This is a genomic window from Kitasatospora cystarginea (assembly GCF_039533515.1).
Lineage (GTDB): Bacteria > Actinomycetota > Actinomycetes > Streptomycetales > Streptomycetaceae > Kitasatospora > Kitasatospora cystarginea.
Genome location: NZ_BAAATR010000194.1, coordinates 1 through 784, shown reverse-complemented (window position 1 = coordinate 784; position 784 = coordinate 1). Strand labels below are relative to the sequence as shown.

The following is a 784-nucleotide window of genomic DNA, read 5'->3' as shown; positions in this document are numbered from 1 at the left end:
TCCTCGGCAACCTCCCCACCCACCAGCAGGCCGCCACCCGACTCCGACAACAACACCTCACCCAGCCCACCCCCGCCGAGGTGACCGCCCAACTCGCGCGGGACATCGAACAGTTCACCGGCCCATGGGCCACCACCGTACGGACACGGGCGTGAGGAGGCAGCGATGCGCGCGCTTTTCCTGACCTGGCCATGGGGTTCCCATCTGTATCCGATGGTGCCGTTCGGGTGGGCGCTGCGGGCCGCGGGGCACGAGGTGATGGTGGCCAGCCAGCCCTCCTTCGCGGCCACCATCACCCAGGCGGGGCTGCCGGCCCTGCCCGTCGGCGACGACATCGACGTCAAGGCCCGGCTGAGGGCGGCACACCAGCGGGGAACGCTGGACCGGGCCGCGATCGAGCACCGGGGGAGGCATGCGACGCAGGCCGCGACCGACTGTGCGGTGGCGATGGCCGAGGACACCTACCGCTTCGCCGAGCAGTGGCGGCCGGACTTCGTGGTCTACGAACCGATGGCCTACCTCGGCCCCGGCCTCGCCGGGGACCTGGGGGTGCCCGCGCTGCGGCTGCTGTGGGCCACCGACTTCATCACCTCGATCACGGACTCCACCGAGGGACGTCTGGGGGGTCTGGTCAAGCGGCACGAGCTGGAGAAGTACCGCGCGTTCGGTGATGTGACGTTGGATCCCTGCCCGCCGTCGCTGCAGGTCGCCGCCGACGACGTGGTCCGCCAGCCGATGCGCTACATCCCGTACAACGGACCCGCCCAACTGCCCGCCGCACTGC

1 protein-coding gene is annotated in these 784 nt (G+C 71.0%); it reads left to right on the top strand.

Features of this window, described 5'->3' with window-relative positions; genetic code table 11:
• Window positions 1-165: 165 nt before the first annotated feature.
• Window positions 166-784: glycosyltransferase family protein (locus ABD369_RS40785; protein ID WP_486327364.1), on the top strand; the 619-nt coding region annotated here is incomplete at its 3' end.